Below are 21,999 nucleotides of genomic sequence, written 5' to 3' on the forward strand. Positions count from 1 at the left end.
GGGTGCCGACGGGAGCTGATTACGCTGGAGGGGCAGGACGTGGCACGAAGAGGTGCGAACCGGCGTCCCCCAGGCCCGCGAGCGGGCGCGTACGGCAGGAGTACCGCATGGCAGAGCGCAAGCCGATCGAGTCCTGGCTCACCGACATGGACGGCGTGCTGGTCCACGAGGGCATCCCGATCCCCGGGGCCGACGCCTTCCTCAAGAAGCTCAGAGAGTCCGGCAAGCCCTTCCTCGTCCTGACCAACAACTCCATCTACACCCCCCGTGACCTGCACGCCCGCCTCGCCCGCATCGGGCTGGACGTGCCGGTCCAGAACATCTGGACGTCCGCGCTGGCCACCGCCCAGTTCCTGGACGACCAGCGGCCGGGCGGCACCGCCTACGTCATCGGCGAGGCGGGTCTGACCACCGCCCTGCACGACATCGGCTACGTCCTCACCGACTCCGAGCCCGACTACGTCGTCCTGGGCGAGACCCGGACGTACTCCTTCGAGGCGCTCACCAAGGCCATCCGGCTGATCAACGCCGGTGCGCGCTTCATCGCCACCAACCCCGACGAGACCGGGCCCTCCGCGGAGGGTGCCCTGCCCGCCACCGGCTCCGTGGCCGCGCTGATCACCAAGGCGACCGGCCGCGAGCCGTACTTCGTCGGCAAGCCCAACCCCCTGATGATGCGGGCCGGGCTCAACGCCATCGGCGCCCACTCCGAGGACAGCGCCATGATCGGCGACCGGATGGACACCGACATCCTGGCCGGCCTGGAGGCGGGGATGCGGACGTACCTCGTGCTGACCGGGCTGACCCGGCCCGAGGAGGTCGACCGCTACCCCTTCCGGCCCTCCCGCGTCGCCGACTCCATCGCGGACCTGGCCGACCTCGTCTGACGCCGCCCGGTCCGCACGGCCCGGCCTCCGGCCCTGATCCGAACGGGCCCCGCCGCCCTCATCTGAACGGGCCCCGTCCGGCACCGAACGGAGCAACTCGCCCACGGAGCGGATGCGCCCGCAGGGAAGAGCGGGTGAACCTCTGAACACCAGGAGGTTCACCATGGACTCTGTCCGTCTCGCCCTGTGCGGTGCTCTCGCGGCCGTCGCCGTCTGCGCGCCCGCCGCGCACGCCAACGACGAGCCCGCCACCATGTCCGGAACGATCGAACTCACCCCCGTCAGCAGCCACCCGGGGGGCCAGGTGCAGCTGCGCGTCGCCGGCTGCGCGGGGAACAGGGCCACCGCCGCCTCCGAGGCCTTCGTGACCGACGCCAAGCTCGCCAAGGACTCGGCCGGGCTCTTCGCCGAGGCCACGGTCCGCTCGACCGTGGACCCCGGCGTCTACCCCGTCAGGGTCAACTGCGACGGCTACGACGCGGTGGCCGAGGGCAAGCTGACGGTCGTCCCCCACGGCAAGCCCCTGCCGCCCTCGCACGGCCACGACCAGGTGGTGCTGCCCTCCCAGGCCCCGGCGGCGCAGCCCTCCCCGCAGCGCGCGGTGCCGGACCGGCCGTCCGTCCACCCGCAGGAGCAGCAGAAGCCGCCGGAACAGCCGGCGCCCGTGGCGCCCGTCCCCGCGGGCGGGGGCGGCACCGCGGCGGAGAGCGCCCCCGGCACCCCCGGCCTCGTCCTCGCGGGCATCACCGCACTGATCGCCACGGGCCTGATCTGGCACCGCCGCCGCACCGAGTCCTCCCGGCAGCAGTGAGGGAAGGCGACCCCAGGCCATGTCCGAAGCGCACGCCGGCGGCCGCGGCCGGCTCCTGACCGGGGCGGTGTGGTCCGTACTGCTGCTCGCCCTGTGGCTGTGGGGGCGTGAGATCACCGACGGGCCGGGGTCGTCCGCCACCCCCACGGCCGGGGACGTCGCCGCGGCGGGCCGGCCGCTCGCCGACCCGCTGCCCCCGGCCCACGCGCCCCTGCCCCCGGCCCGCCCCCGCGCCCTGGCCATCGGGACCCTGGACGTGAACGCCCCCGTCGAGGAGAGGGGGCTGGACCGGCTGGGCGCGGTCGACCCGCCCCCGTACGCGCGGGCCGGGGCCGTCGGCTGGTACCGCGGCGGGCCGGCCCCCGGCGCGCCCGGCGCCGCCGTGCTCGTCGGCCACGTCGACACCGACAACGCGCCCGCCGTCTTCTACGACCTCGGCAGCCTCAGGCCCGGCGAGACCGTCAGCGTCCGCCGCGCCGACGGCACCACCGCCGAGTTCACCGTCGAGGACGTCTCCGTCTTCACCAAGGACCGCTTCGACGCCGCCAAGGCCTACGGCCCGCGCGACACCAAGCGCGCGGAGCTGCGCCTGATCACCTGCGGCGGGGACTACGACCGCGACCGCCGCTCGTACAGCGCGAACGTCGTCGTCTCCGCCTACCTGACCGGAACCGGACGGAACTGAGCGTATGGGTGCTCCAACCGGGCGAATTGACTGCCCGTCATCAGCGGATCACTCACGGTCCGGCGGTGGCTTGTGCCAGCATTGCAGGGACCGGTCATGTCCCGTGGGGGCGTGGGGACACCCCTGCAGGAATGCACCCGAGGGGGAATCGATGTACGGCAGTCACTCCGGCCGCGCCCGCGTGGCGCTCACCACCGCCGGGGCCGCCGTGGGGGCGCTGCTGCTGCTCTCCGGCTGCTCCTCGTCGTCTGCCGAGCCCCCCGAGGAAGCGGCGCCCCCGCAGGCACCGGCCCAGCACCCCAAGGCGAAGGACCCGTTCTGGGTCAACCCCGAGTCCACCGCGGCCAAGCGGGCCGCCGAGCTCCGCAAGGGCGGCCGGAGCGGCCAGGCCGAGCTCCTCGCCAGGATCGCGGCCCAGCCCGTCGCCGAGTGGATCGGGCCGGACGACCCGGAGGGGCAGGCCCGCGGCTTCACCGAAGCCGCGGCCAAGGCCGACCGGACCGCCGTCCTCGTGCTCTACAACATCCCCCACCGCGACTGCGGCCAGTACTCCCAGGGCGGCGCCTCCGACGGCGACGCCTACCGGAGCTGGCTGGACGGCGCCGTCCGGGGCATCGGCGACCGCGGCGCGACGGTCGTCCTGGAGCCCGACGCCCTGCCCCACATCTCGGACGGCTGCACCCCCCACGAGCACCACGAGGAGCGCTTCGCGCTGCTCAAGGAGGCCGTCGGCCGCCTCAAGTCGCTCCCGCACACCAAGGTCTACCTCGACGCGGGCAACCCCAGCTGGGTCACTCCGCCCGACCGGATGGAGGAGCCGCTGCGCCGCGCCGGCATCGAGCGAGCCGACGGCTTCGCGCTCAACGTCTCCAACTTCCAGACCACCAAGGCCAACAAGGACTACGGCCACCGGCTGTCCCAGCTCCTGGACGGCAAGCACTTCGTCATCGACACCAGCCGCAACGGCAACGGCCCGCTGCGCGCCGCCGACCACGAGAAGGCCTGGTGCAACCCCCACGGCCGCGCGCTCGGCGAACCTCCCACCACGCGCACCGGCGACCCCAGGGTGGACGCGTACCTGTGGGTCAAGCGGCCCGGCGAGTCGGACGGCACGTGCAAGGGCGGCCCGGACGCGGGCCAGTGGTGGGAGACCTACGCGCTGGACCTGGCGCGCAACGCCCGCTGACCCGGGCGCCGTTCCACCGGACCGGCTCCGCAGGCGGCACCGGCGCGGGCTTCCCGGACCCGCGCCGGCCGCCACGGCCTCACGACTCCGCCACGGGCACCTTCACCCACACCGCCGGCGAGGGCGTTCCCCGGCCGTCGACGACATGGAGCATGTACCACCCGGGCGGGACGAGCGAGGCGTCCTTCGGCAGCGTGACCGTGATCCCGTCCGCCGTCCTGGTGAACTCCAGCGCGATCGAGCGCTGCTCCACATTGGTGACGTGCGTGAACGACCCCGGCCTGATCAGCCGCGCCTTGGCGATGTCGCGCGGGCGCTCCGTGCGGTACGTGGCGGTGCCGCCCAGCTCCACCGTCCTCGGCTCGGCGTCCTTCAGCGCCGGGCGGTCCTTCCGGAAGAGGTACGGCGGGGTGTAGAGGTCGATCTGCTGCTGGAAGACGGCCGGCTTGGTGTTGGCCTTGTCGCCGAAGAGCGAGTCGGAGCCGAAGGTCATCACGCGGCCGTCGGGCAGCAGCAGGGCGCCGGAGTGGTAGTTGCGGCCCACCAGGGGGTCGGCGACGGCGCGCCTGCTGTTGGCCGACGGGTCGTAGATCTCGGCCCTGAGGATGTTGGAGTCGCTGCGGCCGCGGTAGTCGCCCGAGCCGTTGGTCGTCAGCACCGTGTCGTCCGGCAGGATGACGCTGCTGGGATAGCGGGCCTCGGCGTAGAGCTCGGGGCCGTCGCGGAAGCGCGGGCTGGGGTCGTGCAGGTCGACGATGCGGGTCCTGGCCGTGGACTTCTTGTCCTCGCCGACCCCGCCGCCGCCGAGCACCATGTACCGCTGGTCCTGGGCGGGGGGCAGCAGCACGGACATCGAGGTCTCCAGGGTGTCCGGGTCGCTCATGCCGGGGATCTCGGTGAAGTCGTTGCTCGTCAGGTCCCACAGGCCCGGCACGCGGCCCTTGTCCGCCGGGCCGTACCCGGCGTTCGAACCGGTGTAGAAGATGCGGCCCTTGTCGGTGAGGAAGAGGGCCGGGTACGTCGGGAAGAAGCGCTCCTTGGGGAGGTAGGTCCACTTCTTGGTCTTCGGGTCGTAGATCTCGTTCTTGCCGGGGACGACCTGGCCGATCTCGTCGAGGCCGGAGACGGACAGGACCCGGCCGTCCTGGAGGGTGGTCAGCGTCGGATACCAGCGGGCCTCGTTCATCGGGTCGACCGTGACGTAGCGCTCGGCCTCGGGGTCGAACTCCAGGGTGTCCTTGATGCCCTGGAAGTCCTTCTTGTCGAAGGAGAGCTTGTTGGCGATCCCGTAGACGTTCTGCGCGTCCTTGCCGGCGAGGCCCTCGACCCGGTAGTTGTCGGTCAGGCCCGTCTCGTACTGGTGGCCCCTGCGCAGCGCCTCCACGTAGACGCGGGCGGTGGAGACCGTGACGGTGACCTTGCGGGTCTGCTTGTCCTGCTCCTTCTTGGCGCGGGGGACGAGCACCGTGTCCTTCGCCTCGAAGGTCTTGCCGTTCTTGCGGCCGGTGAAGCGGGTGCCCGCGGGCAGCGTCATCGGCTTGTCCGGGTCCTCGTTGTGGACGACCATCAGACCGCCGGCCTTGTCGACGTCGCCCTCCAGCTTCTCGTAGCGCTGGGTGCCGCCGGCCACCAGCAGGCGGCCGTCGGGCAATTGGGTGTGGCCGGCGCAGAAGAGGTCCTTCGGGGTGGGGACGTCCTTGTAGGTGTTCTGCACCGGGTCCCACAGGACCGTGCGGAAGGACTTCGCCCGGAAATTGGCGGCGTTGTTGCCCGAGCCGGCGACGAGGAGCACCTTCCCGGTGTGCAGCAGCGCCGCGTGGATCGTATTGATCCGGTACCGCTCGGGGACGTCGACCACGGTCCAGTGGCCGTTCTTCGCCTTGTACTCCGGCTGATTGATCTTGTAGTCGTGGTACTGGTGGGAGGCGTAGCCCCAGATGGCCGGCCCGTTCATGCCCGCCAGGGCGAGCACCACCGCCGACCCGACCGCGAAGCGGCGGGTGCGGCGGCTGACACGGTAGTGCCGGAAGTTCATCGGGAGGCCTCCACGGCTCTCTTGGCGCGGTGCGTGGTCCACCACCACGCGACGATCGGGGCGACGGTGATCGCGATGGCCAGCGACGCCCAGGTGCGCATGGCGACGTGGGTGTGGCCGAGCCAGAAGGAGGCCACCAGCGAGCCGCCGAAGACCAGCAGGAAGAACAGATGGATGCGGAACGTCCCGAAGAGGGTGTCGGGGCTCGCCGAATCGCCCTTGGGGGTGACCACGAAGCTGCTCTTGCGGCGCAGCACGGCATCCGTCAGCGAGCGGGCGTAGACCGGTGCGGAGAGCGCGGACATCACCATGCCGGCCAGCCCGCCCGAGCCCTCGGGCTCGTGCGGCGAGACATTGTGCCGGCGGTTCCAGATGTAGAGCCCGATCTGCAGGGCGGCCGCATCGCTGTAGAGCATCATCCAGACCTCGGAATTGATCTGGATTCCGGAGGCGCCGAGCCCGAGGAAGAGGGCGCAGCTGAGGGCGCCGAGCATCCAGTTGAGTGCGGTCATCGGATAATAGATGACCATCAGGGTGTAATTGAGGAATTTCCCCGGGGAGAGGCTCCAGGGCCCTTTCCAGTACTGCTTGATGATGGTCTCGTAGGTGCCCCGGGACCAGCGCAGCTGCTGGGTGAAGAAATCCGTCCAGGCATTGGGGCCCTCGCCGACCGCGAGGACGTCCGGGGTGTAGACCGAGCGCCACTTCCGGCCGGTCGCGGGATTGCGGTGGCGGTGCAGTTCGAAGCCGGTGGCCATGTCCTCGGTGATCGAGTCGTAGAGGCCGCCGATTCCCTTCAGGGCGCTGATGCGGACGGCATTGTTGGTGCCGACGAACATGGGTGCGCCGTAGCGGTTTCCGGCGCGTTGGATCAGGGCGTGGAAAAGGAACTGCTGGCTTTCTGCGGCCTTGGTCACGGCCGCATCGTAGTTCCCGTAGACCTGAGGACCAACGACAAACGCGATATCGGGGTCGCGGAAGTACCCGAGCATGCGTTCCAGGAAGTTGGGCAGCGGGACGTGGTCGGTGTCGACCGAGGCGAAGAAGTCGTAGGCGTCGCCGTGGGCGTCGAGCCAGGAGTTGTAGTTCCCGTGCTTCGTCCTGGCGCGGAAGGAGCCCTTCGGCTGATTCCACTTCTCGATGCCCTTGCGGGAGAAGTGGCGCACGCCGAGCCGCCGGCAGACGGCCTTGACGGCGGGGTCGTCGCCCTCGTCGAGCAGCCAGACGTCGAGCGGGCCGCGGTGGCGCAGCCGGATCGCCGCCTCCAGCGTCCGGGTGACCATCTCGAGCGGCTCTTTGCCGGGCACGAACGAGGTGAGGAAGGCGACCTTGGTGCCGGTCTCGGGAACGACCGGGACGGGGTCGCGGGCGACGAGGGTGGCGTGGGCGTTGGAGGCGACGTTCATCGTGCGGAAGAGCTCGATGAGGCCGATGGAGACCAGCATCACCGCATCCAGCGCCCGCATCAGGGGCGTGGCGTGGTCGCGCTGGGTCCAGTGCGCCGGCTGCATCAGCCACATCAGCAGGCCCAGCGACACGACGGGCGCGGCACCGAGGAGGGCCGCGCCGAGGACGCGGTGCGTCTCCTCGGCGAGCAGGCTGCGGTAGCGCACCCGGTAGGGACGGTCCGGGTCGGGCTGGGTGAGCGGGCCGGCCAGCCGGCTGTAGTGCTCGTAGTCGAAGCGGGGCCGGGCTCTCGGCGGACGCGCGGGGAGCGCCCGGTTATGACCGGGTTGCTGGGGAATCGTTCCCTGGCTGACGGGTGTGCGGGGCCCGGCCGCCGCCGTCGGGTCGTGGAGCTGCCGCCGGGCGTCGGCAGGAGTGGACGTCATCTGTCATTGCCCCCCGCACGCATGCTGACTGCGTGTGTCAGATCGCGGGTCTCATCCGGCCCCCCACGGCCGCACGGACCCCAAGAGCACCGGCCCCCCCGGCGCAGCCCAACTCAACTCGATAGTCACTCAGTGATGTTGGGTCATCGCTGTCCGTTCAGGATCTCGGACGCCCGGGCATGATCGCAAGGGTGAAACAAGGTGTTTACCGGGCAAAGTGGTGCGACCTGTTGTGATGGGTCATGCCATTGACCGGAAAACGACTCAAGGCTCCTCACCGGTGGTGAGGAGCCTTGAGACTCGCGTGCGCCGCCAGGGACTCGAACCCCGGACCCGCTGATTAAGAGTCAGCTGCTCTAACCAACTGAGCTAGCGGCGCCTGCTGACAGAGAAAACTCTACCTGATCCCGGAGGGTGCTCCCGACCACCCGGCCGGCCGCTCCGACATGCGGTTCTCCGGGACCGCTGAGAAGCTGTGCCCGGGTACCGGCAGGGCGCCGGACCGAAGGAAGGCGACGGGCGTGGTGCGAATACGCAGCGCGGTCGTGGCGGCTGTATGGGCGGCGGTGCTGGCCGGGCCCGGTGCGGCCCCCGCGGCCGCGGCCCCCGGTCCGCAGGCGGGCCGCGGCGGCCCCCGGACGGTGTTTCCGGCGGCCCCGCCCGCCGACGACCGTCTGGAACCGGCCATCCGCTACGCCATGGCCCATCTGGGTGACCCCTTCGCCATGGGCGGCGCGGGCCCCCGCCGCTGGGACTGCTCCGGGCTCGTCCAGCAGGCCTACCGCCGTGCGGGTGTACGGCTGCCGCGCATCGCCGCCGACCAGTACCGGGCCACGAAACGGATCACCCGCCGCGCGCTGCACCGCGGCGACCTGGTCTTCTGGTCCCGCAACGGCCGGGCCTCCGGCGTCCACCACGTGGCGGTCTACCTGGGCGGGCAGCGCTACATCGAGGCGCCGCACCCGGGGGCCAAGGTGCGGATCTCGTCCTTCTCCCGCTACCGGCCGACCCTCTACGGGCGGGTGCGGTGAGCCTCCCGGCGGCAGGCCCGGGCGCCGGAACCCCGCACACCCGGGCCCCGTGCGCCCCGTAGGCCCGAGGCCCGGGCCCCCGGGCCCCGGGCGGCGGTGACGCGCAGCGCTAGCGTGCCCGCATGACGATCACCACATGGGCGGCAGACGCCTGGGCCCTCGCGGCCGCGGACGGCCGGTCCCTCCTCGGCATCGCCGGGCCGCCGGGCGCGGGAAAGTCGACGCTCGCCCGGGCCCTGGTCGCGGAGGTGCGGCGGCGGCACGGCGCCGGCTCCGCCGCGTACCTGCCGATGGACGGCTTCCACCTCTCCAACGCGCAGCTGGAGCGCCTCGGCCTGACCGGCCGCAAGGGCTCCGCGCCGAGCTTCGACGTGTGGGGCTACGCCGACCTGCTGCGCCGCGTGACGGAGGAGCGCGACCGGGACGTCTACGTGCCGGACTACGACCGCACGCTGCACGAGCCGGTCGCCGCCCGGCACCTGGTCCCGCCGTCCGCCCGGCTGGTGGTGACGGAGGGCAACTACCTGGCCTGCGACGAGCCGGGCTGGCGCGACGCCCGCCGGTACCTCGCCGAGGTCTGGTACCTCGAGACACCTGACGAAGTCCGTCAAGACCGCCTGCTTGAACGGCAAATGACCGGAGGGCGGGACGAGGCCGCAGCACGGGCATGGGTGCAGGGCAACGACGGTCCCAACGGCGAACAAGTGAAGGCTTCGCGTCTGCGGTGTGACCGGATTCTTGCGACCGTTGGCCTAGACATGCCAAACGGCCGGTACTAGCCTCCGCCTTGGTCTAGACCGCATTTCACTCGGCTCACAGAACCCCCCACGTTCTCCGAGGAGCGAAAGCATGCGCAAAAAGATCAGTGCGGCGATCATCGGCTTCGGCATCGCAGGCGTGTCCCTGTTCGCCACCGGCAGCGCGAGCAGTCACGGCTACACCGACTCCCCCACCAGTCGCCAGGTGTACTGCGCCAACGGCACCGTCAAGAACTGCGGCGCGATCCAGTGGGAGCCGCAGAGCGTCGAGGGCTCCAAGGGCTTCCCGGCCCGCGGGCCCGCCGACGGCACCATATGTTCCGGCGGCAACAGCCGCTTCGCGGAGCTCGACGATCCGCGCGGCGGCCAGTGGCCGGCCACCCAGGTCACCGCGGGCCAGAGCCTCACGTTCCGGTGGCGGCTCACGGCCCGCCACGCCACCACCGACTTCCGCTACTACCTCACCAGGCCCACCTACGACCCGGGCCGGCCGCTCACCCGCGCCGACCTCGAATCCCAGCCCTTCCTGACCGTTCCCTACGGCGGCCGGGTGCCCGACGCCACCGTCTCCCACCAGGGCACCCTCCCCGCGGGCCGCACCGGCAAGCAGCTCGTCCTCGCCGTCTGGACCATCGCGGACACGGGCAACGCCTTCTACGCCTGCTCCGACGTCCGGTTCTGACGGCCCCGGCAGCCGCACGGACGGACGGAGCATCCCGGCGCCTCCCCGGCCCCACCCCGGGGAGGCGCCACCCGGCTCCGCGCCGCGCCGCTCACTCGCTCTCCGCGTCGCCCTTCCCGGGGCGCAGCGCGATCCGTGCCAGCACCCCCGCGACCACCAGCGCGACCCCCGCCAGCAGCGCGTAGTCCGGCACCGCGCCGCCCACCCGGGATGCGAGCTCCTCCAGGCGGTACTCCTGGTCGGCGTCCAGGAGCCCGGGCAGGCCCGTCGTCCCGTCGTAGGCGAGGAAGAGCACCCCGATGCCGATGAAGAACAGGCCCGAGACCAGCGAGGTGGTGTGCAGCCGCAGCGGTCCGAGGCGCAGCTCCCGGCCGCGCAGCCAGCGCCGGCCGCCGAGCCGGAAGCGGTCCCAGAAGACCGCCAGCACGAACAGCGGCAGCGCCATGCCGAGGGCGTAGACGGCGAGCATGGAGCCGCCGTAGACGGGATTGCCGTTGACGGCCGTCACGGTGAGGACCGCACCGAGGATCGGCCCCGCGCAGAATCCGGCCAGCCCGTACACGCAGCCCAGCAGGAACGTGGACGCCGCCGAGCGCGGTGTGATCCGCCCGGCGGCGGCCTGCGCCTTCTTCGAGGCGAAGCCCAGGCCCAGGATCTGGGCGACGCCCATGGCGATCACGATCCAGCCGCCGGCGGTCACCAGCACCTCGCGGTGGCCGTTGAACAGCCTGCTCGCGGCGGTGGAGGCCACGCCGAGCGGGACGAGCGTGGTCGCGAGGCCCACGTAGAAGACGCCGGTGCGGGCCAGCAGCCGGCCCGGGCTCGCGAGGGAGTACGCGAAGAAGGCCGGCAGCAGCAGCGCGCTGCACGGGCTGACCAGGGCGAGGGCGCCGCCGAGGAACGCGGCGAGGTAGCCGATGTCGGTCACGCCGTCCCCTTACTTCCTGCGCTCGTGCGCGGCCCGCGCCTGGGCGATGGCCTCGTCGAAGGCGGCCATCGGCTGGGCGCCGGCGATGGGGCGGCCGCCGACGAGGAAGGACGGCGTGGAGGCCACGCCGAGGTTGTACCCCTCCTTCTGGTCCTTCTTGACGGCCTCTTCGGAAGCCGACCCGTTCAGGTCCGAGCGGAAGCGGTCGATGTCGGTCACGCCGGCCTTGCCGGCCATGTCGACGAGCTTGTCCTCGGCGAGTGCGTCGCCCTTGCGGAGCTTGGCGTAGACCTCGTCGTGGAACTGCCAGAACTTCCCCTGCTGGCCGGCTGCCCAGGAGGCGCGGGCGGCGCGCTCGGAGTCCTTGCCGAAGATCGGGAAGTTGCGGAACTCGATGCGCAGCACGCCCTCGTCCACGTACTTCCTGACCAGCTCGGGCTGGCTGTCGCGGGTGAACTTGCCACAGTACGAGCACTGGTAGTCGGCGTACTCCACGAGCACGACCGGCGCGTCCTTCCGGCCGAGCGCGAGGGGGTCGCCGTCCTGGCGGCGGCTGGTGGCCCGCTCGGCCTGCGCGTACATCCCCTCCATCGGGTCGGCGGAGGACGTGCCGGACGCGGAGGGCTTGCGCGTGCCGGAGCCGCTCCCGCTCTTGCCGATCGCCATGCCCACCGCGACGACGGCGACGACGAGCGCGAGGACCGCGCCGAGGGCCGCGAGCCGGCGGGGGAGGGAGGCGGTACGGGCCTTGGCCTGGGAAGGCTTCGCGGTCCTGGAAGCCTTGGAGGTCTTGGAGGAAGGGGCGGCCTTGGAGGGCGGGGCGGCCTTGGAGGACTTGGTGGACATAAAGGAGAAAGCTCCCTGGAACGTATGGAATCCGGATATGCCGAAGCACGGCCCGGCAGGGGCCGTGAGGGCCGGATCTAGATCCGCAGGACGGGGAGCAGCTCGGCGCAGCCTGCGGCGGGGGCGGGCGGCGCGCGCGGCGCGGTCGCCCGGGGCGCGGTGGCCTGGGGGAGCGGGGCGCGGGCGGTGCCCGGCGCGGTGACGGGGTCGGCGTGCCCGGAGGCGACGGCGGCCTCGGCGTCCTTCAGCGGCACGTCCTGCTGCCGGCAGCTGGAGCCGGTGTCCGGGGCGTCGGCCCGTACGAGTTGCCCGGCGGCGGGTGCCGGGTCCGTGTGGCGTACGGACTCCGCCTGGCGTGCGGGCTCCGTGGCGCGTACGGGCGAGGTGACCGCGGCGTACGGCTGCGCGCCGCCCGGGAGCGGGCCGAAGATCACCGCGAGGAGGAGCAGGAGCGCGGCCGCGGCCGCCGACCGATGACCTTTGGACACGCTGGTCACGGCTCTCCTCTCCTTGTGCGCGGCGGGACGGACCGCCCCCATGCTACGGGCAACGACAAAGGCCCCCACCTGATGGTGAGGGCCTTCGCCTGTCTGTGCGCCGCCAGGGACTCGAACCCCGGACCCGCTGATTAAGAGTCAGCTGCTCTAACCAACTGAGCTAGCGGCGCCTGCTGACAGAGATAAATATACCTGGTCCGGAGGGGTGCTCTCGACCGCCTTTCCCCGGGCCCTGCCCTCCGTCCTCCCTCCGGCTCTCAGAGGGCCATCGACAGCATCAGGGGTGCGGCCCGCCGGTTCAGCGTCTCCGCGGCCTGCCGCAGCCGGTGGGCGTGGGCCAGCGGGAGCGAGAGGGCGAGGCAGCCGACGGCGCTCCCCGCGCTGACCGGGACGGCCGCGCACACCGTGCCGACGGCGTACTCCTGGAGATCGAGGACGGGGACGGTCGCGGGCTGCCGGTCGAGGGTGCTGAGGAGCACCTTCTCGCTGGTGATCGTCCGGGACGTGAGCCGGGCGGCCCGGTGGCGCGAGAGGTGGTCGCGGCGGTCGTCGTGGTCGAGCTGGGTGAGCAGGCACTTGCCGACGGCGCTGGCGTGGGCGGCGGAGCGGAAGTCGACCCACTCGTTGACCCGCGGGGTGTGCGGCCCGTCCGCGACCTGCGTGATCCTGACCTCGCCGTCGATGTAGCGGCTCAGGTACACGGCGGCGCCGAGGGAATCGCGGAGCTCGGCCAGCGACTGCTGCAGTTTGTGGCGCATGGCGGCGCTGCGGTCGCCGCCGGAGCCGAGCAGGACGAGGGCTTCGCCCGTGACGTATCCGCCGTCGCCGGTCCGCTGCAGGTAGTCCTCGCGGCGGAGCATCGGCAGGAGGTGGGCGAGGTGGCCGGCGGGCAGCCCGGTCTCGCGTGCGATCTGGGTGGTGGTGACCCCGCCGGAGTGCCGGGCGACCGCCTCGAGCACCCGCAGGGCGTACTGCACCGAGTGGAACGGTGCGATCGGGTCGGGCTTGAGCGCCACGGTCTCCCCCTACGGGCTTTCCGGCGAGTGTCCCGCCGACCACGATAACGGCCAAAGGTGCCGCGAACAGGGGGTGTCGGCAGCTCGGCATATGCCGCTGCCATGGCGGACGGAACGTGCCTGCGGAAGGCGCGGGGGAGCGGCGGGGGAATAACCGGAGACCATCTCCGGCTGCTCCTTCCGGCCGGTCGCAGCGGACCGGCTCACGGCGCGGTGCCGTACAGCGCGCCGTGGACGATCAGGAACAGGAAGGCGGACCACCGTGCCCGACGCGCAGGACGACTTCATCCGGGGGCAGGCCCCGGGCAGCGCCCCCGTTCCCCTGTCCGTACTGGACCTGGCGACCGTCGGCGCCGGACGGACCGCCCGGCAGGCCCTCACCACCACCGTCGAGCTGGCCCGCCTGGCCGAGCGCCGCGGCTACCACCGCTTCTGGGTCTCCGAGCACCACTCGATGCCCGCCATCGCGAGCTCCTCCCCGGCCGTCGTCCTCGCCCACCTCGCGGCCCACACCGAGCGCATCCGCCTCGGCTCCGGCGGGGTGATGCTCCCCAACCACGCGCCGCTGGTGATAGCCGAGCAGTTCGGCACCCTGGAGGCCTTCGCCCCCGGGCGCGTGGACCTCGGCCTCGGGCGCGCCCCGGGGACGGACGGCGCCACCGCCGCCGCGCTGCGCCGCACCGACCGGCTGAGCGAGGGCGCGGACGAGTTCCCGCAGCAGCTGGCCGAGCTCGTCCGCTTCCTCGACGACGACTTCCCCGACGGCCACCGCTACGCCGGGATCCACGCCGTGCCCGGCCCGGTCCAGGGCCGCGTGCCCGGCGGGGTGCAGCGCGCCGACCGCCCCTCGGTCTGGCTGCTCGGCTCCTCCGGCTTCAGCGCGCGGCTCGCCGGCGCCCTCGGTCTGCCCTTCTCCTTCGCGCACCACTTCTCCTCCGGCAGCACGGTGGCCGCGCTGGAGCTCTACCGCGAGTGCTTCCGCCCCTCCTCGGTCCTCGACCGCCCGTACGCCAAGATCGGCGTGCAGGCGTTCGCGGCGGAGGACGCGGGGGAGGCCCGCCGCCAGGTGCTCACCGGTGCGCTGTCGATGCTGCGGGTGCGCACGGGGCGGCCGGGGCTGGTCCCGACGCCGGAGGAGGCGGCGTCGTACGACTTCGGCCCGGCGGAGCGGGAGTTCGTCGACAGCCGGATCGCCAATGTGGTGCACGGTACGCCCGAGGCGGTCAGGGAGGGGCTGAACCACCTGGTGAAGACGACCGGCGTCGACGAACTGATGATCACTACGAATGCGCACGGCGCCGAGGCGCGGCTGCGCAGCTACGAACTGATCGCGGACGTGTACGGCATGTGACGCGCGGGGCTCCGGCCCCGACCGGGGGTGCTACGGCCGCACCCCCGTCGTCAGCAGGGAGGAGATCGAGTCCGCCGGCACGGGGCGGGAGTAGAACCAGCCCTGCCCCGTGTCGCAGCCGATCCGCCCCAGCCGCTCCGCCTGCTCCGCGCTCTCCACGCACTCCGCCGTCACGGTGATCCCCAGCCGGTGCGCGAGCTGGACGAGGGCCTCGACGATCGTCTCGTCCGCGGGGTTCGGCGGCTCCCCGGAGCGGAAGCCCCGGACGAAGGAGCCGTCGAGCTTGAGCGTGGAGACCGGCAGCCGGCTGAGGTAGGCGAGGTTGGAGTAGCCCGTGCCGAAGTCGTCGATGGCGATGGCCACGCCCATGTCGCTGAGCTGGCGCAGCTGCTGCAGCGGCCGGCCGGCCGAGCCCATCACCGCCGACTCGGTGAGCTCCAGCTGCAGCAGCCGGGCCGGCAGCCCCGTCTCGGCGAGGATCGCCGCCACGTCGGAGACCAGGTCGGAGTCCCACACCTGCCGCACCGCGACGTTGACGCTGACGACGATCGGCTCCGCGGGGTGGGCGAGCTGCCAGCGCCGTGCCTGGCGGCAGGCGGTCGCGAGCACCCAGCGGCCCAGGGGGACGATCGCGCCGGTCTCCTCGGCGAGGCCGATGAACCGATTCGGCGGGAGCATCCCGAACTGCGGGTGACGCCAGCGGACCAGCGCCTCCACCCCCCGGACGACCCCGTCCCCCAGGCCCACCAACGGCTGGTACTGGAGGACGAATTCGCCGCGCTCGACCGCGGGCCGCAGCGTGCTGGACAGGGCCTGGCGGGTCATCCGGTGGGCGTTGCGCTCGGGGTCGAAGAGCGTCCAGCGGGCCTTGCCGTCGGCCTTCGCCCAGTACAGCGTGGTGTCGGCGGCCTGCATCAGTTCGGTGGCGTGGGTGCCGGCCGCGGGGCGCTCCACGACGCCGATGCTCGCCGAGACCGACAGCCGCTGCCCGGCCACCTCGAACGGCCGCTGGAGCCCGTCCTGGATGCAGGCGGCGAGCTCGACGAGCTGTTCGGTGCCCTCGGACTCCTCCACCAGCAGCGCGAACTCGTCGCCCCCGAGCCGGGCGACGAGGTGCCCGCCGGGCGCCGCGCACTCGCTCAGCCGCCGGGCCACCGCCCCCAGCAGCCGGTCCCCGGCCCGGTGGCCGAGGGTGTCGTTGATGGCCTTGAAGCCGTCGAGGTCCAGATAGCAGACCCCGATCCGGCCCTGTCCGCCCCGGGCGGCGGAGGCCGTTGCCAGCGCGGCGGTCAGCCGCTCGAAGAAGAGGCTGCGGTTGGGCAGCCGGGTGACGGGGTCGTGCATCCGCAGGTGCCGCAGCCGGGCGCGCAGGTCGCGCCGGTCGCTGATGTCGGCGACGGACAGCAGGGTGTCGCAGCTGTCGGGCAGCGGGGTGACGATCACTTCGGCCCACACCCCCTGGCCGCCGGTGTGCTTCAGCCGCCGGGTGCAGTGCAGCCGCTCGCGGCGGCCGAGCAGCACCTCGCGGTACGCGCTCCAGGTGCGCGAGTCCTCGCGCAGGCCGGTGAACTCGGCGGCCGGGGCGTCGGCGAGCCGGGCCGGGTCGGTGCCCAGCAGCGCCCCGAGCGCGTGGTTGGCGGTGCGCACCAGACCGTCGCGGCCCACCACGGCCATGGCGAGCTGCGCGGCATTGAACGCGGCACGAAAATCACTGGATTCATTACGTTGCGTGACGACTGTAGGCGTTGGGCAGGGCGCGCCGCCCTGGCCATCGAGGGTTCCGCTCACCGCTCGCTCCCGCAAGGCATTCGTTCCGCACTGGTTTCGTATGGGTCTCATGGATCTCGTACGCGTGTCCGAACGGGCGGCGGGAGGCCGTCCGCCCGGGGTATCCGTGCTGGAAATGTGGCGATCATAGAGCTCGCGGGGGGACCGTTCCAGCGGCCCTTCCGCGAGAGGCCGGGCCGCGGCCCCCGGGGTGTCCACTTCTGCACGACCGTGCGCGCTCGTGCCTGAGGCTGTTGTGCCACACCATCTCGATTGACCATCAGTGACTGAGTGTGATGTACCCAGAAGTCGGCCTAGTCACTCGACCGGAGCAGCGGAATAGGGCATACCACCATAAATCCACCGAGGGTGGATGAGGTGTCCCGAATCCGTCCCGGGAGGTCGACGTGGTGCGTCCGCAGACACCCATGGGAGTGGACCGGCCGCGGCCGCTGCGCCGCGTCGGGGCCGTCCTCACCGTCCTGTGCGCCATCGCGGCGACCACCCTCGTCGCCGTTCCCGCCCAGGCCGTGGGGCCCGGCGGGCCCTGCGCGCTCCCGCGCAGCCAGGCCCACCACTCCGAAGGGCTCGACAGCTGGAACCCCGCCTATCCACGGCCCGTCGGGCGGCTCGACGCCGTCATGATCTTCCTGTCCTTCCCGGACTCCAAGCCCGCCGTGTCCCCCGAGAAGCTCGCGGCCGACCACTTCCCCGCCACCAGCCGCTTCTTCGAGCGGGCCTCCTACGGGAGGTTCTCCCTGCGCGCCCACCCGGTGAAGCGGTGGGTCAGGATGCCCCGGTCCGCCACCTCGTACCGCATACAGCGCGACTGGGAGGGCGACCGGCGCTCCGACTACCTGCGCGACGCCGTCGCCGCCGCCGATCCCGGCGTGGACTTCAGCCGCTACGACCTCGTCTACCTCGTTGCCGACCCCGACGCCCCGGGCGTCGACTCCGACGCCACCAAGGTCGTCAACCTCGACCGGCCCCTGCAGGCCGACGGCGCGCAGCTGCGCCGCATCGTCACCGTCTTCGAGCACCACCCGCCCGACCGCAACGTCCTCGCCCACGAGACCGGGCACGTCCTCGACCTGCCCGACCTCTACCACCGGCCCACCGACGGCAAGGGCGACTGGGACACCCACGTCGGCGACTGGGACCTCATGGGCAGCCAGTTCGGGCTCGCCTCCGACCCGTTCGGCTGGCACAAGTGGAAGCTCGGCTGGCTCACACCGGCCCAGGTCGCCTGCGCCCGCGGGCCCAGCGGCGCCCTCTACACCCTCCAGCCGCTGGAGACGCCGATACAGCCCGGCGGCGACGGCCGCACCCGCCTGATCGTGATCCGTACGGGCACCACCACGGCCCTCGTCGTGGAGGCGCGCTCCGCCTCGGGCAACGACAGCGGCGCCTGCACCGAGGGCGTCCTCGTCTACCGGGTGCACAGCGACACCGCCTCGGGCAGCGGGCCGGTCCAGGTGCTCGACGGGCACCCGGGCCACCAGGCCTGCTGGGGCGAGTCCGTCTACCCGCCGCTGGCCGACGCGCCGCTGGGCGTGGGGGAGTCCCTGTCCTCGGAGACCGACGGGGTGCGGGTGACCGTACGGGGGCGGACGGCCGGAGGGTCGTGGACCGTCGGGGTGACCCGGGCGTGAGGCGCACGCCGCCCGCGTACACGGATTGCGCACCCGGACCGTGCACACGACGAAGGCCCTCACCTGACGGTGAGGGCCTTCGACTGTCTGTGCGCCGCCAGGGACTCGAACCCCGGACCCGCTGATTAAGAGTCAGCTGCTCTAACCAACTGAGCTAGCGGCGCCTGCTGACAGAGAAGACTCTAGCACCCTGATCGGGTGGAACGAAAATCCGGATGTTTCAGCGGGCTGCGAGGGCTCTCGTGCAGGTCAGCGGGGTGGCCCCGGTCACAGGGCGGGCTCGGGGGCGGCCTCGGGGGAGAGCCCGGCGGTGCGCCGGCCCGCCCGGGCGGGGAGCTCGGCCGGATACGGGCCGGCCGCCGTGCGGGCCACCCGCACACAGGCCCACAGCAGCGCCTCGGCGTCCGGCAGCCACGGGTGGCGCACCTCTGGGGCGACCACCCAGCGCGAGACGGGCGGCACGGGCTCCTCCGGGCCCGACGGGTAGAGCGGCGGGACGGTCACGGTGTCGCCCGTGCCGTGGCACAGCAGCGGCGGCATCGCGCGGGCCCACTCCTCCCAGCCGAGCAGCGCGGGCAGGCGCTGGGCCGTGCCGGGGGCCGCGAACAGCTGCAGCCGGCCGCGCTGGGCGGCGACCGGCCCGGAGCCCGGCCCCTTCTCCCATAACCGGTCCAGCACCCGGCGGCCGAACAGGTCGGGGGCGCTGACCACGTCGAAGGCGACGCCGCAGGGCAGCACGACCGGATTGGCCGGGCAGTCGATCCACAGGGCGTGCACGCTGCGGGGGAAGCGGCTGGCCGAGGCGAGCCAGTCCGCCCCGGCGAGGGTGACGTGGGCGGCGCGGGGCAGCCGGGAGGGGGTGCCGGGAGCGCCGCGGTGCGGGGAGAACGGATCGCGCGGGTCGTACTGCCGAGAGGTCATGGCGCCCATGCTGGGCGGTGCGGCAGCCGGGGCATCCGGTAGTTGCGGAAGTCGGGACAGGGCGGGGTGCGGTGCGCTATTTTTCGCGCCGCATATGCCAACGGCCCATGGTCGGTGCCATGGGCCGTTCCCGTCGCCGCCGGTGGCCGGGGTGCGCCGGGGTGCGCCGGGGTGCACCGGGATACGCCGGAGCCGTCCGGGGCGCATGGTGCCGCGGGGCCGGGGTGCGGCGTGCGTCACGGCACGCGGGTCACTCTCCGGTCCGGCTGCCGCGCAGCAGGTCCCGGCCGAACTCGACCATCTTCTTCGCGTAGTCCTCGCTCCACTCCGCGCGCTCGGCGATCACGGCCGTGGACAGCCGGTCGAAGCGCCGGGGGTCGGCGAGCTGCGCCGCCGCCACCGCCTGGAACTCGGTCGCCCGGTCGGCCGCGGCGCGGAACGCCAGCGCGAGCTCCGTGGAGCGCGTGAGCAGCTCGCGGGGATCCTCGATCGACTCCAGGTCGAAGAAGTGCTCGGGGTCGGCGACCGCCTCCGGGGGCTCGAAGAGCAGCTGCGCGGGCTTCAGGCGGCGCGGTCGCTCGGTCGGGCCCGCGTCGGGAGCCGACTGCGGCTCGGACATGTACATACCTCCAGGATCGTCTGCACCGCCATCCATTGTCCTGCGCGACGCAAGGGCGCCCCCGGGCGGCTGCGGCCGACTGCGCTACCGGTCAGTACGGCGGCAGCTGGCCCGTCCGGGCCACCTGGGAGTACCAGCGGGCGCTGGACTTGGGCGTGCGGACCTGGGTGGCGTAGTCGACGTGGACCGCGCCGAAGCGCTTGCTGTAGCCGTAGGCCCACTCGAAGTTGTCGAGCAGCGACCAGAGGAAGTAGCCGCGCACGTCGGCCCCGTCGGCGATCGCCCGCCGGACGGCGTCGAGGTGGGCGTGCAGGTAGGCGATGCGCTCCGGGTCGTGCACCGTGCCGTCGCCGTCGGGCTTGTCGTCGTAGGCCGCACCGTTCTCGGTGACCACCAGGGGCAGACCGGGGACCTCCTCGGCGAAGCGGACCAGCAGGTCGTACAGGCCGGTGGGGTCGACGGACCAGTCCATGGCGGTGCGCTTGCCGGGCGGGCGGTGGAAGGCGACGCCCTCGGCCGCCGGGAACGGCGAGCGCTCGGGGGTCTCGCCGGGCAGGTCGCCGTTGCCCGTGGCGGCCGCCACCACGGTGGGCGTGTAGTAGTTGACGCCCAGCGAGTCGAGCGGGTGCTTGATGACCGCCGGGTCGCCGTCGTGCACGAACGACCAGTCCGTGATCGCCGCCGTGTCGGCGAGCAGGTCCCCGGGGTAGGCGCCGTGCAGCATGGGGCCCGTGAAGATGCGGGTGGCCAGGGCGTCGATGCGCCGCTGGGCGTCGACGTCCTGCGGGGCGCCGGTGAAGGCGCGGACGACGCCGGGGTTGAGGGTGACCGACACCTGCCCGTGGGAGGGCAGGGCCGCGCGCAGGGCCTGGGCGCCCAGGCCGTGGGCCAGGTTGAGGTGGTGCGCGGCGCGCAGGGCCGCGAGGTCGTCGGAGCGGCCGGGGGCGTGCACCCCGGAGCCGTAGCCGAGGAAGGCGCTGCACCAGGGCTCGTTGAGGGTCGTCCACATCTCGACGCGGTCGCCGAGGGCCTCGGCGACGAGGTGGGCGTAGTCCGCGAAGCGGTGGGCGGTGCCGCGCTCGGGCCAGCCGCCGGCCGACTCCAGCTCCTGCGGCAGGTCCCAGTGGTAGAGGGTCAGTACGGGGCGGATGCCGTGGTCGAGGAGGTCGTCGGCGAGGGCGCGGTAGAAGTCCAGGCCGGCCTGGTTGGCGTGGCCGCGGCCGGAGGGCTGCACGCGCGGCCACGAGACGGAGAAGCGGTACGCGCCGAGGCCGAGGTCCGCCATCAGCCGGACGTCGTCCGCGCGGCGGTGGTAGTGGTCGGTGGCCGTGTCGCCGGTGTCGCCGCCGAGGGTCCTGCCGGGGGTGTGGGAGAAGGTGTCCCAGATGGAGGGCGTGCGGCCGTCCTCGCGGGGCGCGCCCTCGATCTGGTACGCCGCGGTCGCGGTGCCCCAGAGGAAGCCGGGCGGGAAGTTCACGGTCATCGGGTCTCCCGGAAGGTGGGGGCGTGGAGGGGGAGCGGCGCGCGGTCGGCGGGGTCAGCCCTTGACGGCGCCCCGCATGATGCCGCCGACGATCTGTCTGCCGAAGAGGGTGAAGGCGAGCAGCAGCGGCAGGGTGCCCAGCAGCGCGCCGGCCATGATCACGGACTGGTCGGGGACGTAGCCGCGGCCGAGCCCGGTGAGGGCCACCTGCACCGTGGGGTTCTCCTGGGTCAGCGCGATGATCGGCCAGAAGAAGTCGTTCCAGGCCTGGACGAAGGAGAGCATGGCCAGCACGGCCATCGCGGGCCGGGCGACGGGGAAGACGACGTGCCAGATGACGCGCAGGCTGCTGGCCCCGTCGACGCGGGCCGCCTCGACCAGCTCGCCGGGGAGCGCCTCCAGCAGGTACTGGCGCATGAAGAAGACCCCGAAGGCGCTGACGAGCGTGGGCAGGACCACCGACTGCAGCTGGTCGGTCCACTTGAGCTCGGCGACGACCATGAACAGGGGGACGACGCTGAGCTGCGGCGGCACCATCATCGTGCCGACCGTCAGGAGCAGCAGCGCGCCGCTGAAGCGGAACTTCAGCCTGGCGAAGGCGAAACCGGCGACGGTGCAGAAGACCACCGTGCCGAGTGCGACGGTGCCCGCGACGAACAGGGTGTTGAGCAGGGCCAGGCCCATGTTGGCCTCGGTCCAGGCGGTGCCGGCGTTCTCGGCGAGCCGGGTGCCGAACCAGAAGGGCGGCGGCGTCCTGGCCAGGCGGGCGTTGTCCCGGGAGGCGGTGACCGCCGTCCAGACGAGGGGGAAGAGCGAGCCGGCGGTGAAGAGCGACAGCACCGCGTAGGTGAAGGGGCCGCCGTGCAGCTGCCGGCCCGCGCGGGTGCGGGCGGGCGCGCGCCGGTGCGGCAGCCGGGGGAGGCGGGGCCTGCGCAGGGCGGCCCTGCGGGACCGGGCCCGCTGGGGCCCGGGGCCCTCGGGCCTCGGTCGTCCGGTCGTCGTGATCGTCACG

The 21,999-nt window shown here is 72.7% G+C and carries 20 protein-coding genes and 3 tRNA genes; 9 read left to right on the forward strand and 14 right to left on the reverse strand.

Features of this window, described 5'->3' with window-relative positions:
- Positions 1 to 107: 107 nt before the first annotated feature.
- From AS857_RS17880 to AS857_RS17895, 4 genes are all read left to right on the forward strand, one after another.
- Positions 108 to 887, forward strand: coding sequence for an HAD-IIA family hydrolase (locus AS857_RS17880; RefSeq protein WP_058044321.1), 780 nt, complete (start codon positions 108 to 110; stop codon positions 885 to 887).
- Positions 888 to 1,050: 163 nt separating this feature from the next.
- Positions 1,051 to 1,698 (forward strand): hypothetical protein, encoded by a 648-nt coding sequence (locus AS857_RS17885; protein ID WP_058044322.1) that lies wholly within the window; start codon positions 1,051 to 1,053, stop codon positions 1,696 to 1,698.
- Between the two features lie 19 nt (positions 1,699 to 1,717).
- Positions 1,718 to 2,383 carry a class F sortase gene (locus AS857_RS17890; protein WP_058044323.1) on the forward strand — a complete coding sequence of 222 codons (666 nt, stop codon included), beginning with the start codon at positions 1,718 to 1,720 and terminating at the stop codon, positions 2,381 to 2,383.
- 151 nt (positions 2,384 to 2,534) lie between these two features.
- Positions 2,535 to 3,569, forward strand: a complete 1,035-nt coding sequence (locus AS857_RS17895; RefSeq protein ID WP_058044324.1) for a glycoside hydrolase family 6 protein — start codon at positions 2,535 to 2,537, stop codon at positions 3,567 to 3,569.
- A gap of 79 nt (positions 3,570 to 3,648) precedes the next feature.
- Here the strand turns inward: AS857_RS17895 and glxA are convergent, their stop codons facing one another.
- The 3 genes from glxA to AS857_RS17910 form a co-directional block, all read right to left on the reverse strand.
- Positions 3,649 to 5,604: a radical copper oxidase GlxA gene (gene glxA, locus AS857_RS17900; RefSeq protein ID WP_058044325.1), complete on the reverse strand. Its 1,956-nt coding sequence runs from the start codon at positions 5,602 to 5,604 to the stop codon at positions 3,649 to 3,651.
- A complete protein-coding gene (locus AS857_RS17905; protein WP_058044326.1) occupies positions 5,601 to 7,436 on the reverse strand; it encodes a glycosyltransferase family 2 protein in 1,836 nt (611 codons plus the stop codon). Before AS857_RS17905 ends, glxA begins: the two co-directional genes overlap by 4 nt.
- Before the next feature lie 305 nt (positions 7,437 to 7,741).
- Positions 7,742 to 7,815 (reverse strand) — tRNA-Lys (locus tag AS857_RS17910).
- A 142-nt stretch (positions 7,816 to 7,957) separates the two neighbouring features.
- Between AS857_RS17910 and AS857_RS17915 the strand changes: the two genes are divergently transcribed.
- From AS857_RS17915 to AS857_RS17925, 3 genes are all read left to right on the forward strand, one after another.
- Positions 7,958 to 8,467 (forward strand): C40 family peptidase, encoded by a 510-nt coding sequence (locus AS857_RS17915; protein WP_058044327.1) that lies wholly within the window; start codon positions 7,958 to 7,960, stop codon positions 8,465 to 8,467.
- A 122-nt stretch (positions 8,468 to 8,589) separates the two neighbouring features.
- Positions 8,590 to 9,246 (forward strand): nucleoside/nucleotide kinase family protein, encoded by a 657-nt coding sequence (locus tag AS857_RS17920; RefSeq protein WP_058044328.1) that lies wholly within the window; start codon positions 8,590 to 8,592, stop codon positions 9,244 to 9,246.
- Positions 9,247 to 9,316: 70 nt separating this feature from the next.
- Positions 9,317 to 9,907: a lytic polysaccharide monooxygenase auxiliary activity family 9 protein gene (locus tag AS857_RS17925; RefSeq protein ID WP_058044329.1), complete on the forward strand. Its 591-nt coding sequence runs from the start codon at positions 9,317 to 9,319 to the stop codon at positions 9,905 to 9,907.
- A 91-nt stretch (positions 9,908 to 9,998) separates the two neighbouring features.
- Here AS857_RS17925 and AS857_RS17930 read toward each other — a convergent pair whose 3' ends face one another.
- The 5 genes from AS857_RS17930 to AS857_RS17950 all read right to left on the reverse strand — a co-directional run bounded on the left by AS857_RS17930 (position 9,999) and on the right by AS857_RS17950 (position 13,194).
- A complete protein-coding gene (locus AS857_RS17930) occupies positions 9,999 to 10,835 on the reverse strand; it encodes a cytochrome c biogenesis CcdA family protein (protein WP_058044330.1) in 837 nt (278 codons plus the stop codon).
- 9 nt (positions 10,836 to 10,844) lie between these two features.
- Positions 10,845 to 11,681 carry a DsbA family protein gene (locus AS857_RS17935; protein ID WP_058044331.1) on the reverse strand — a complete coding sequence of 279 codons (837 nt, stop codon included), beginning with the start codon at positions 11,679 to 11,681 and terminating at the stop codon, positions 10,845 to 10,847.
- 77 nt (positions 11,682 to 11,758) lie between these two features.
- Complete coding sequence (locus AS857_RS17940; protein WP_058044332.1) at positions 11,759 to 12,178, reverse strand: hypothetical protein; 420 nt, start codon at positions 12,176 to 12,178, stop codon at positions 11,759 to 11,761.
- Between the two features lie 96 nt (positions 12,179 to 12,274).
- Positions 12,275 to 12,348: transfer RNA gene (locus AS857_RS17945), tRNA-Lys, on the reverse strand.
- Positions 12,349 to 12,435: 87 nt separating this feature from the next.
- Positions 12,436 to 13,194, reverse strand: a complete 759-nt coding sequence (locus AS857_RS17950; protein WP_058044333.1) for an IclR family transcriptional regulator — start codon at positions 13,192 to 13,194, stop codon at positions 12,436 to 12,438.
- Between the two features lie 262 nt (positions 13,195 to 13,456).
- On the opposite strand from AS857_RS17950, the gene AS857_RS17955 reads away from it, so the two are divergent.
- Entirely contained in the window at positions 13,457 to 14,545 is a 1,089-nt protein-coding gene (locus AS857_RS17955) for an LLM class flavin-dependent oxidoreductase (RefSeq protein ID WP_058044334.1), read from the forward strand.
- Positions 14,546 to 14,575: 30 nt separating this feature from the next.
- Here the strand turns inward: AS857_RS17955 and AS857_RS17960 are convergent, their stop codons facing one another.
- A complete protein-coding gene (locus tag AS857_RS17960; RefSeq protein WP_058044335.1) occupies positions 14,576 to 16,384 on the reverse strand; it encodes a putative bifunctional diguanylate cyclase/phosphodiesterase in 1,809 nt (602 codons plus the stop codon).
- A gap of 356 nt (positions 16,385 to 16,740) precedes the next feature.
- Here AS857_RS17960 and AS857_RS17965 point away from each other — a divergent pair, with 356 nt between their 5' ends.
- The gene (locus tag AS857_RS17965; protein ID WP_058044336.1) at positions 16,741 to 17,964 is read left to right on the forward strand and encodes a M6 family metalloprotease domain-containing protein; all 1,224 of its coding nucleotides are present in this window, start codon (positions 16,741 to 16,743) and stop codon (positions 17,962 to 17,964) included.
- 90 nt (positions 17,965 to 18,054) lie between these two features.
- Here the strand turns inward: AS857_RS17965 and AS857_RS17970 are convergent.
- The 5 genes from AS857_RS17970 to AS857_RS17990 form a co-directional block, all read right to left on the reverse strand.
- Positions 18,055 to 18,128, reverse strand: a tRNA-Lys gene (locus AS857_RS17970).
- Positions 18,129 to 18,231: 103 nt separating this feature from the next.
- Positions 18,232 to 18,885: a bifunctional DNA primase/polymerase gene (locus tag AS857_RS17975; protein WP_245700268.1), complete on the reverse strand. Its 654-nt coding sequence runs from the start codon at positions 18,883 to 18,885 to the stop codon at positions 18,232 to 18,234.
- 250 nt (positions 18,886 to 19,135) lie between these two features.
- Positions 19,136 to 19,504: a hypothetical protein gene (locus tag AS857_RS17980; RefSeq protein WP_058046876.1), complete on the reverse strand. Its 369-nt coding sequence runs from the start codon at positions 19,502 to 19,504 to the stop codon at positions 19,136 to 19,138.
- A 91-nt stretch (positions 19,505 to 19,595) separates the two neighbouring features.
- Entirely contained in the window at positions 19,596 to 20,987 is a 1,392-nt protein-coding gene (locus tag AS857_RS17985) for a GH1 family beta-glucosidase (protein WP_058044337.1), read from the reverse strand.
- A 54-nt stretch (positions 20,988 to 21,041) separates the two neighbouring features.
- Positions 21,042 to 21,923: a carbohydrate ABC transporter permease gene (locus AS857_RS17990; RefSeq protein WP_058046877.1), complete on the reverse strand. Its 882-nt coding sequence runs from the start codon at positions 21,921 to 21,923 to the stop codon at positions 21,042 to 21,044.
- Between the last annotated feature and the right edge of the window lie 76 nt (positions 21,924 to 21,999).

The organism is Streptomyces roseifaciens (genome assembly GCF_001445655.1).
GTDB classification, from domain to species: Bacteria; Actinomycetota; Actinomycetes; order Streptomycetales; family Streptomycetaceae; genus Streptomyces; species Streptomyces aureoversilis.

Bases quoted from the DNA above. Each gene is read 5' to 3' on its own strand.
- AS857_RS17920 (WP_058044328.1), top strand. From the start codon at position 8,590: ATGACGATCACCACATGGGCGGCAGACGCCTGGGCCCTCGCGGCCGCG.
- AS857_RS17905 (WP_058044326.1), bottom strand. From the start codon at position 7,436: ATGACGTCCACTCCTGCCGACGCCCGGCGGCAGCTCCACGACCCGACG.
- AS857_RS17890 (WP_058044323.1), top strand. From the start codon at position 1,718: ATGTCCGAAGCGCACGCCGGCGGCCGCGGCCGGCTCCTGACCGGGGCG.
- glxA (WP_058044325.1), bottom strand. From the start codon at position 5,604: ATGAACTTCCGGCACTACCGTGTCAGCCGCCGCACCCGCCGCTTCGCG.
- AS857_RS17895 (WP_058044324.1), top strand. From the start codon at position 2,535: ATGTACGGCAGTCACTCCGGCCGCGCCCGCGTGGCGCTCACCACCGCC.
- AS857_RS17885 (WP_058044322.1), top strand. From the start codon at position 1,051: ATGGACTCTGTCCGTCTCGCCCTGTGCGGTGCTCTCGCGGCCGTCGCC.
- AS857_RS17880 (WP_058044321.1), top strand. From the start codon at position 108: ATGGCAGAGCGCAAGCCGATCGAGTCCTGGCTCACCGACATGGACGGC.
- AS857_RS17960 (WP_058044335.1), bottom strand. From the start codon at position 16,384: ATGAGACCCATACGAAACCAGTGCGGAACGAATGCCTTGCGGGAGCGA.
- AS857_RS17980 (WP_058046876.1), bottom strand. From the start codon at position 19,504: ATGTCCGAGCCGCAGTCGGCTCCCGACGCGGGCCCGACCGAGCGACCG.
- AS857_RS17925 (WP_058044329.1), top strand. From the start codon at position 9,317: ATGCGCAAAAAGATCAGTGCGGCGATCATCGGCTTCGGCATCGCAGGC.
- AS857_RS17965 (WP_058044336.1), top strand. From the start codon at position 16,741: ATGGGAGTGGACCGGCCGCGGCCGCTGCGCCGCGTCGGGGCCGTCCTC.
- AS857_RS17975 (WP_245700268.1), bottom strand. From the start codon at position 18,885: ATGACCTCTCGGCAGTACGACCCGCGCGATCCGTTCTCCCCGCACCGC.
- AS857_RS17935 (WP_058044331.1), bottom strand. From the start codon at position 11,681: ATGTCCACCAAGTCCTCCAAGGCCGCCCCGCCCTCCAAGGCCGCCCCT.
- AS857_RS17985 (WP_058044337.1), bottom strand. From the start codon at position 20,987: ATGACCGTGAACTTCCCGCCCGGCTTCCTCTGGGGCACCGCGACCGCG.